This window comes from Moorena sp. SIO2C4, assembly GCF_010672485.1.
In the GTDB taxonomy this organism is placed as follows: Bacteria; Cyanobacteriota; Cyanobacteriia; order Cyanobacteriales; family Coleofasciculaceae; genus Moorena; species Moorena producens.
Genome location: NZ_JAAHGN010000253.1, coordinates 1 through 8,016, shown reverse-complemented (window position 1 = coordinate 8,016; position 8,016 = coordinate 1). Strand labels below are relative to the sequence as shown.

General features: G+C 44.4%; 8 protein-coding genes. 1 reads left to right on the top strand and 7 read right to left on the bottom strand.

Translation table 11 applies throughout. The annotated features are described in order from the left end of the window. Window positions 1-528 precede the first annotated feature (528 nt). The 7 genes from F6K20_RS15155 to F6K20_RS15125 all read right to left on the bottom strand — a co-directional run bounded on the left by F6K20_RS15155 (window position 529) and on the right by F6K20_RS15125 (window position 7,393). Window positions 529-888 (bottom strand): hypothetical protein, encoded by a 360-nt coding sequence (locus F6K20_RS15155; protein WP_008186115.1) that lies wholly within the window; start codon window positions 886-888, stop codon window positions 529-531. Between the two features lie 466 nt (window positions 889-1,354). Then, window positions 1,355-1,936 carry a Uma2 family endonuclease gene (locus tag F6K20_RS15150; RefSeq protein WP_008186117.1) on the bottom strand — a complete coding sequence of 194 codons (582 nt, stop codon included), beginning with the start codon at window positions 1,934-1,936 and terminating at the stop codon, window positions 1,355-1,357. 169 nt (window positions 1,937-2,105) lie between these two features. Continuing rightward, on the bottom strand, window positions 2,106-2,960 hold the full coding sequence (locus tag F6K20_RS15145; protein ID WP_008186118.1) for an OmpA family protein: 855 nt from the start codon (window positions 2,958-2,960) through the stop codon (window positions 2,106-2,108). 258 nt (window positions 2,961-3,218) lie between these two features. Continuing rightward, window positions 3,219-4,748, bottom strand: a complete 1,530-nt coding sequence (locus F6K20_RS15140; RefSeq protein ID WP_008186121.1) for a hypothetical protein — start codon at window positions 4,746-4,748, stop codon at window positions 3,219-3,221. 367 nt (window positions 4,749-5,115) lie between these two features. Next, window positions 5,116-6,399 (bottom strand): histidine--tRNA ligase, encoded by a 1,284-nt coding sequence (gene hisS / locus F6K20_RS15135; RefSeq protein WP_008186123.1) that lies wholly within the window; start codon window positions 6,397-6,399, stop codon window positions 5,116-5,118. 18 nt (window positions 6,400-6,417) lie between these two features. After that, window positions 6,418-6,714 (bottom strand): hypothetical protein, encoded by a 297-nt coding sequence (locus F6K20_RS15130; protein WP_008186125.1) that lies wholly within the window; start codon window positions 6,712-6,714, stop codon window positions 6,418-6,420. Window positions 6,715-7,006: 292 nt separating this feature from the next. After that, a complete protein-coding gene (locus tag F6K20_RS15125) occupies window positions 7,007-7,393 on the bottom strand; it encodes a hypothetical protein (RefSeq protein WP_008186127.1) in 387 nt (128 codons plus the stop codon). Between the two features lie 169 nt (window positions 7,394-7,562). Between F6K20_RS15125 and F6K20_RS15120 the strand changes: the two genes are divergently transcribed. Then, window positions 7,563-7,919, top strand: coding sequence for a hypothetical protein (locus F6K20_RS15120; protein WP_131826838.1), 357 nt, complete (start codon window positions 7,563-7,565; stop codon window positions 7,917-7,919). Window positions 7,920-8,016: the final 97 nt, after the last annotated feature.

The window sequence follows — 8,016 nt, the reverse complement described above, 5'->3', positions numbered from 1 at the left end:
GTATTGGGCCGGTTGGAACGAGCCACTATCCGATACCGACCGGATTCTATCTCCATCTCAGAAGACTTGATTGGCTTCCAGGAGCGCTCCCCCTCTTTCTGTAGTAGAAATTCCCAGTACTTCTTAGCCATTGTCGATATCTATGACCCAAAGACCTGCTAATGGACTTGATTGCTTTTCCAATTAGCTTACACTTTAAGTCGAGTATTTTGCTTATCCCCACCCTCGGGATTTGTCAACCACCGGATTCGACAGAGTGACTGACATCTACTCTGTTTAAGGGGATAAGAAAGCAATACCACAAAATTAACCTTTAAGATGTGCTTGTTGATACTAAATTTTAGGGCTAATCTTAAGAAGTAAGCATTCAGCTATCAGCTATCAGCTATGAACCGAAGGCTTGTACCCATGTTACGGGAATGGCTCAGGGCTGACGACTGACCGCTGACCGCTGAATGCTGACGTTAAGGATTCTTCTAAGCCTCAGAGATCGCCTGCCTAAAGTGTTGCTGATTCGAAAGCTAGAATTTACCAATTCATCAGTTCATCTATTACAGTGCGAATACGATAAGTGTTCCGGTCACAAGGATTCACACAAATAACATCTACCCTGACATAATCACCTTTGGGAGCACATACAAGATTAAAAATAACGTTATTTCCTCTTTTATAGCGCCATGGGTGAAATTCAGTTTTTTCGATTTCTCCTCCATTTACAAGAATATTCATTTTTTCTATACCTTTCTTGTTACAGCTTGTCTCACTCCCACTACTAACGGAATGCCAACCTGTACTACCTCCATTTGCGCTTATTGCATTAGCTAATCCTTGGTTTAGGGTCATACTTACAATAGTTGCAACAGATAAAATGCTTAATTTATTTAACATCGTGATTCCTCCTTATCTCTTGTTAACTAATTTTATAACATCTTATTCTTATTGATTATTCTTAATAATCAATAAGAATAAGATGTTTTTAAAAAACTTAAAATTACTTAATATTTATTGGGTATAAATTTAAGGCATTGCTGAATTAAAATAGATAATAGCGTTTTCAAACGAGTTGTAAAATTATAGATTGTCGAAAAAGACAAGAAGCAAGAGGCAAAAAGCAACAGGGAAAAGAGCTCCAGAGTTTTATAGGAAACTCAAAAAAGACATTTTCAGTTTACATCTCAAATACAAATGCTATAAAACCGTAGGGGGTAAATCTCAATGCATGCTGTTTGATCCGGTGGGTGGAACGGGCATCTTGCCCGTGGGTGGAACGGGGCGGGCTGTCCCAATTCTGGCTACGAGGAGGAACATGAAGGCTCCCCTAAGGCACCCTACTCGACTAATCTTAAGGATTTTTCTAAGCCTCAGAGATAGCTTGTCTGAAGTGCCTAATAGCTTCAACTTTGGAAGCCATCATCAGACACCGAGACAATAAGTCAATATCCAAATCTGGCAAGACTTCACTCTGGGAAATTTTTTCGTAACCATCAAAGCGCAAGTGATACAAAGCAAATACACCATCCTCCCAAAACCAAACTTCGGGTACTCCTAATGATTGGTAACGACTTAGTTTGCTCTGATTACCACTGGTAAAGACAACTTCAATAGAGAGGTCTGCAATCACTCCTGACGCTCTACCAATTAGGTAAGATTGGTCTGCTTGTGCAGATGCTTCCCCTTCCTTCTCTTGGGTAAAGCTACCGGTTGGAGTGAACTCAATTTGTTTTTCAACAAAATAAGTACCCAGCAACAGTGCTATGACACCACTGAAGACTTCATGGTCTTGGGAAACTGCCAATATTTCTACCTCACCCCTGTAGTAGAACAGTCGAATTCCTGGGGAGTTGACGAACCCCGCTTGAATTGATTTGAAGTTATGCCAACTTACCCCGGAGTGGACTAGCCGTTGGTCTGTTTGTTTATCTACGACATAGGTCATGGCGATTATTCCTTGTTCACCATAGAAAGCCTAATCATGGAGTTTGCGATCGCAAACTTCCTGACTACCATCTTTGTAACCATTCAGCTGACAGCTGAGGGCTGACAGCTGACGGCTAACAGCTGACGCATCTTTCCTTACCAGATTAGCGAGATTATGTCCTCTTCAGCTATTGAACATTTGTTACCTTACCGAGACGAGTAAAGCGAATTTCAATCCTGCGCCTAGTTTGATCATCCTTTAAACTAATCGGAGCAATTTTTCCATTAGGTAAAATTAACTGGGCTGCAGAATAAGCCCGAAATTGCAACCCCTTCAGCCGCCCTTCCTTAGATTGAATCTCACGGAGTAATTGCACAACTGCCAAAGCTCGCATCAGTCCTAAATCAGCATTAGATCCTGGTCTAAGTTGACTGATAGAGGAATTTTTATTAACTACATTCCCAATGGTCTGGTCGATATTGCCAGCACCAAGATTAGGTTGACCATCGGTGTGACCAATCAGTTCTACTACATTAATTTCATAGTCCTTGGCATTGCTTTCAATCGCAGGGACAATTTGCTGCCGAATATAGTCTTTCATCGCTGAGGGAATTTCCGCACTGCCGGAATCAAATCGGTAAGCCCCCTGATCTTTGATTACAATAATTGGAGGTGTATCTGGTGGTTTTGGTGCTGCAGCAATCTGTACCTGCAAAGCCCTAACCTGCTGTTCTAGTGCCTTTTGGCGGTCAGTTGAGCGCTTTGCCCTAGCTCTCCAAATCGCTACGCCACGCTCAAGTTGATCAACCCGAACTGCCTTAGCTCGTAATTCCGCATTCTCCCTTGCTAATTGCACCACTTCATCTTCACTTCTGGTGAGATCATCAATGGTTGATTCCAAGGCAGTTTGTGCCAGCACAGACTTCAAAATAGACAGCAACAAAAATAAGATCAGGATCATGAAGGCATTAGACATTAAGTCTGTAAAGGCTGGCCAGAGATTTATCTCTTCATTCCAATCATTATTTCGTGAACGACGCATTTTATCAATTTCCTGTCAATTTTATAGTTATTATGTAAGTATTCAGCCGTCAGCCGTCAGCCGTCAGCTTATGCCCATAGCGCACGCTACTAATGGTGCTTTTGAATAAGCGATGCAGCCCCTACCCACTCGCGCTTTGCATCAAGAAAAGAGCTAAGCATTCGTTTAATTTGAGTTAGGTTCCAGCGTCGAAGCCTGTGCCACAAAGCTGATAGCTGATAGCTGATAGCTTACGTGATTATTTGTCATTTGCCAGGTTTATCGTTCACTGCTCAAACGCCTGACTAGCTCTCCTACAGTCATATCTTGGGTTATGCGAGTTGAACCATCGACTTGATTGGACTCAATCATTTTTTTGCTAATCTTAGCAATTTCCTGATTAGTGTTATTGAGATGATTGACAACTTTTTCAAGATTGTGTCGCATAATTTCATAATTATGCTGGTCAGTATTAGCTTGCTGAGTAAGACTTTGATCAAGGCGATCGCCTAAAGCCTGAATGCCCAGACTTACTCCTTCGGTATAGCTTTTCACATTTGACACTAACTTAGCCAATTCAGCCTGAACGTCACTCAAGCTATCGCTTCGAGAAACAATCCGTTGCTCTAATTGATCAAGCCTAGCGATCGCTGACTGAAATCCCTGTGCTCCTTGCTGAAGTTGGGGGATAATCTTCCCTAAGGCTTGTTGACTGTGATGATGCTGCTTCACTACATCTATAGAAGATTGTCTGAGGGCACTGATTTCTTCTGCCAATTTTACCAACTTAACCCCATGAAGTTGAAGTTCAGCCATTGCTACTCCCATAGCTTGGACTGATTGGGATAGCATACTGGCTGACTCAGAGAAACTGCTTTGGGTTCTAGTTAAATCTACTGTAGCCTTAGATAATTTTTGAGGAAACTGGCTATGCTCGAAGGTTTGAGCCACTTGGGTAAATTGAGCAGCAGCTAACTGAAATTCCTCAGCACTTCTGGCGATAGTACTAGCAGCTTGGAAGAATCTATTGTAAGAATTTTCTGCTATTTTAAGCACTTGAGTGTTAGCATCAGCAATTTCTTGAACTTTTTCTCGTAGTGAGGATTCCACTGCTTCTCGAACAGTCTGACCAAATTTCGCCAAAAAGTTGTCAAAGATATTGGACATCCCCTGAACCAATACATCCAGGCGTGTTTGCCCTACTAAAGTCGGCTGATAAATATTATCCAAGTAGTCTTCTAAGTAACTAATTAGATTATTTTTGGCTAGCCCTGTATTGAAGGCGACATTAACTACGGTTAAGACAGCACTAAAAAAGATCGCAGTTAAGCTAGTGGTAAAAGCAATCCCCATCCCTTCTAGGGGTTGCTGTAATTGGTTAACTAAAGTATTGATATCGGTAGCATCAGACTGACTGATTGTTTGACTCAGTGCTAACAAATTGATGGTGATGCCGATAAAGGTACCTAGTAAGCCAAAGGATAACAGTAAGCTAGGCATAATCCGACCAATGTAATCAATTTGGTCACAAGAGATGCCAACAACTTTCTCGTGGCTGTAGGCTTGGTCAATTAATGCGCCTGTATTGACCTGCTCTAAATGTCGGCTAGCATCTGAGAACCGTCTTTCTAGCTCCTCTACAATTCTGGGTTTTTTCCCACGAGGCTGTCCATGGATTAGTCTTCTTACTCGCTTCCCTAGGGATAAAAGATGGGTATGGAGAGCAAAACGTAGTAAAATTACGAATACTGATGGGATTACCACCAGTACTACAGTCAGGGCAATTAAGTAATCAGGTATTGGTAGCATAGCAGCAGCTGGGGAACTCTATAGGTGAAATGGTAGCGCAGCATCCTCAGGATGATAACCCATTTCTTTATAACCTAAGCATACCCAGACTTATCTCAAACCATTGATATTTAACTACGAAATAATAGGAGGTTATTGAGTGTTAACACTGAATAGTCAAGGGTGCATCTCCTAACAGTTTGACCCAGCAGTGGTGCGTTACGGGCAACAACCTCACCCTGGCTACGAGGCCAAATATCAAGGCCCCCCTAACACACCCTACCCATACGAAGGTGCGTTACGGGCAACAACCTCACCCTGGCTACGAGGCGAAATATGAAGGCCCCCCTAACGCACCCTAAGCAACTCAACACTCAACACTCAACACTCAACGCAATTGTTCTATCTGCCCTTTTAACTGGTCAGTTTTATCCAATAAATCAGCTTGGGTCATAGTTTCTTGTTCCCCAGAGGCCAGCCATTTCAAATTCACTGTGTTGCTCTGAGCTTCAGCATCTCCGATCACTAAACAAGCCACCGCACCACTGCGGTCAGCTCGCTTAAACTGTTTACCAAAAGCACTTCCACTCAAGTCCAGTTCTACAGCCAACCCAGCTTGGCGCAGTTGTTGAGCCAGTTTCAACCCTTGAGCTTGAGCTACTTCACCTCTGGATACTAGATAAAAATCTAGCGCTAGGGTTGGTGATGCTTGCAGTTGTTGCAGCAAAATCACTAAACGCTCCAAACCAATGGCCCAACCAACGGCTGGAGTTTTATTTCCCCCCAATTCATGGACTAATCCGTCATAGCGACCACCACCACAAACTGTTGCTTGAGCGCCTAAGTCATCAGAGATAATTTCAAAGGCAGTGTGGGTGTAGTAATCCAACCCCCGCACCAAGCGAGGATTGAGCTGGTAACTAATCCCATTATCCTGCAACAACTGCTTTACCTGATCAAAATGACTTTGGGACTCTGAACTGAGGTAGTCTAAAATGCTCGGAGCATCCTGAGCAATCTCTTGAGTACGTTTGTCTTTACTATCTAAAATCCTGAGGGGATTGCGAGTTAAACGGTCTTGAGAATCTTCGTCCAACTCATCTTTGTAAGGAGTGAGGTAATCTACCAGAGCCTGTCGATACTGTTGACGGTCTTCGGTACTACCGACAGAATTCAGGTCAAGTTTCAGGTTAACTAGACCCAAGGTATTTAGGATATCGATTGCGATCGCAATTACTTCTGCATCTGCCCTCGGATCACGAGAACCAATCACCTCTACCCCCAATTGATGAAACTGTCGCTGTCGTCCAGCTTGGGGATTTTCATAGCGAAACATCGGACCGGTATACCAGAGCCGTTGTACTCCACCAGCAGCATAGAGGCTATTTTGAATATAAGCTCGCACTACTCCCGCTGTCCCTTCTGGACGTAGTGTCACCGAACGAGGAGGGGTTGCCCGGTCGTTGAAGGTATACATTTCCTTCCCCACCACATCAGTAGCTTCCCCAATCCCCCGTTCAAACAGTTCAGTGCGCTCAAAAATGGGAGGACGAATTTCTCGATAAGCCGCTCTATTGAGAATCTGTTGTGCGATCGCTTCTACTTGCTGCCAATATCCCACTTCGTCTGGCAGGATATCCCGTGTTCCTCGTAAAGCCTGGATTAAACCCATTAACCTTTTGCTTCCCCATCATGTGAGCTGCTGTCCACCATCGGAAGTGTCTTCTTCCCAGGCACCATAGCGATTTTGATAATAGGACAAAATTTGCTTGACCCGTTCTGTTTCTAATTTATCAGCAGTCTCGGCATACTCAATCCACAATCCACCAACTTGGCTCTGATTGTAATCAAACTGCTGGGATGTTTGGGGTAGTAAATCAGCGTCTACCCCTGTCACTTGCCGTAAATGGGCAGCTACCTCTCGATATACTGCCAAGGGTAAACCAGGACAACTAATTTGATAACGCAATAGTTTACACTGCTCCATGATCCTAGGGTACCTTGTATTAGGGATTAAGTAGCAGAACCATTAACCCAATTTCTAACACCTTTAGCTATCAGCGTGTCGCGTATCAGCTATCAGCCAAAGGTCTGTGGCAACGCTACTGCAACAGTTTATGCCCATAGCGTACGCTACTAATACTTTTTCATAAAATCAGCACAATTAGTAGCGTCAGCCAAGGCCAAAGGCTTTTGGGCCACGGTACGGGAATGGCTGATGGCTGACGGCTGATAGCTGAATGCTTACCTAACACCTAACACCGTGCCCTAAGGTTACCTCAAGAAGCTGATGTTGAGGTTTCTCCAACTCGTCTAGAGACTTCAACACCGTTTTCTTCCAGAATCACCACTGGATCTAAGCCTCTATACATTTCAATCCGCTTGACTAGCACTTGTCCACCTAATAGAAACTGTCCAGCTTGAACGCTACGACTAGGCTCATTAGGGACATCTAGGATAGCGTAATAGACACCCCTACCATTGTCAACTACCCCTGTGACACTGATCTTATATGCCAGTTCTGGTTCTGGTAGGATTGGCAGTTGCAGATCAAATTCAGGAGGGATAGGGGGGATACCATCCTTGACAACAGAGCTATTGTCTGGTATTGAACCAGGCTTAGCTTTGCTCGTCTGTGTAGGCTGAGTTTTCTGGGGCCGTGGCAAAACATTTCCTCTTGATGAGCCAGGAGACTTTCTAGGGATTGATGAGCTTGGAGCCTTACGGTCGGGCTTGCTAGCTCTTGAAGGGCTGGTCGGCCTGCTAGCTCTTGAAGGGCTGGTCGGCCTGCTAGCTCTTGAAGGGCTGGTCGGCCTGCTAGCTCTTGAGGGGCTGGTGGGTTTTACCGCTACACTACTTCCTGTCCCAGGACGCGGACGCAAAGCCGGTCTTGGTGGTGTAGGAATCAGAGGCTGTACCCTCGTAGGGGAACTACTTGGTCTGCCAGGATTGGGCAAAATCTCCACCTCTGGTTGCACTGAAATTGCTGCAAACGGGTCAAGACGTCCCTTATCAATCCGATTTCTTACTTCATTGCTTGGCAAGGTTGTGATCAACGGTGGTATTGGTATTACCTTTTCCTGCTCCGGTTTTTCCGGGGATTTAGGAGCAAATTCAGCTACAGGAGGAGAAGGTTTGGTGCTATCCGGGGAAGCCACCGGAGTAGGTTTAGGGGTAGTCGGCTCCACTTGATCAGCCTTTCTCCCCGGTTGACAGCCTCATATAAGCAGAGCCAGCACACTCACCCATACGATGCATGATACTTTACCCATGACCACATAAAAATAAA

Excerpts from the sequence above, each read along its gene's own strand:
- F6K20_RS15140 (WP_008186121.1), bottom strand. The coding sequence starts at position 4,748 with ATGCTACCAATACCTGATTACTTAATTGCCCTGACTGTAGTACTGGTG.
- hisS (WP_008186123.1), bottom strand. The coding sequence starts at position 6,399 with ATGGGTTTAATCCAGGCTTTACGAGGAACACGGGATATCCTGCCAGAC.
- F6K20_RS15145 (WP_008186118.1), bottom strand. The coding sequence starts at position 2,960 with ATGCGTCGTTCACGAAATAATGATTGGAATGAAGAGATAAATCTCTGG.
- F6K20_RS15150 (WP_008186117.1), bottom strand. The coding sequence starts at position 1,936 with ATGACCTATGTCGTAGATAAACAAACAGACCAACGGCTAGTCCACTCC.
- F6K20_RS15130 (WP_008186125.1), bottom strand. The coding sequence starts at position 6,714 with ATGGAGCAGTGTAAACTATTGCGTTATCAAATTAGTTGTCCTGGTTTA.
- F6K20_RS15155 (WP_008186115.1), bottom strand. The coding sequence starts at position 888 with ATGTTAAATAAATTAAGCATTTTATCTGTTGCAACTATTGTAAGTATG.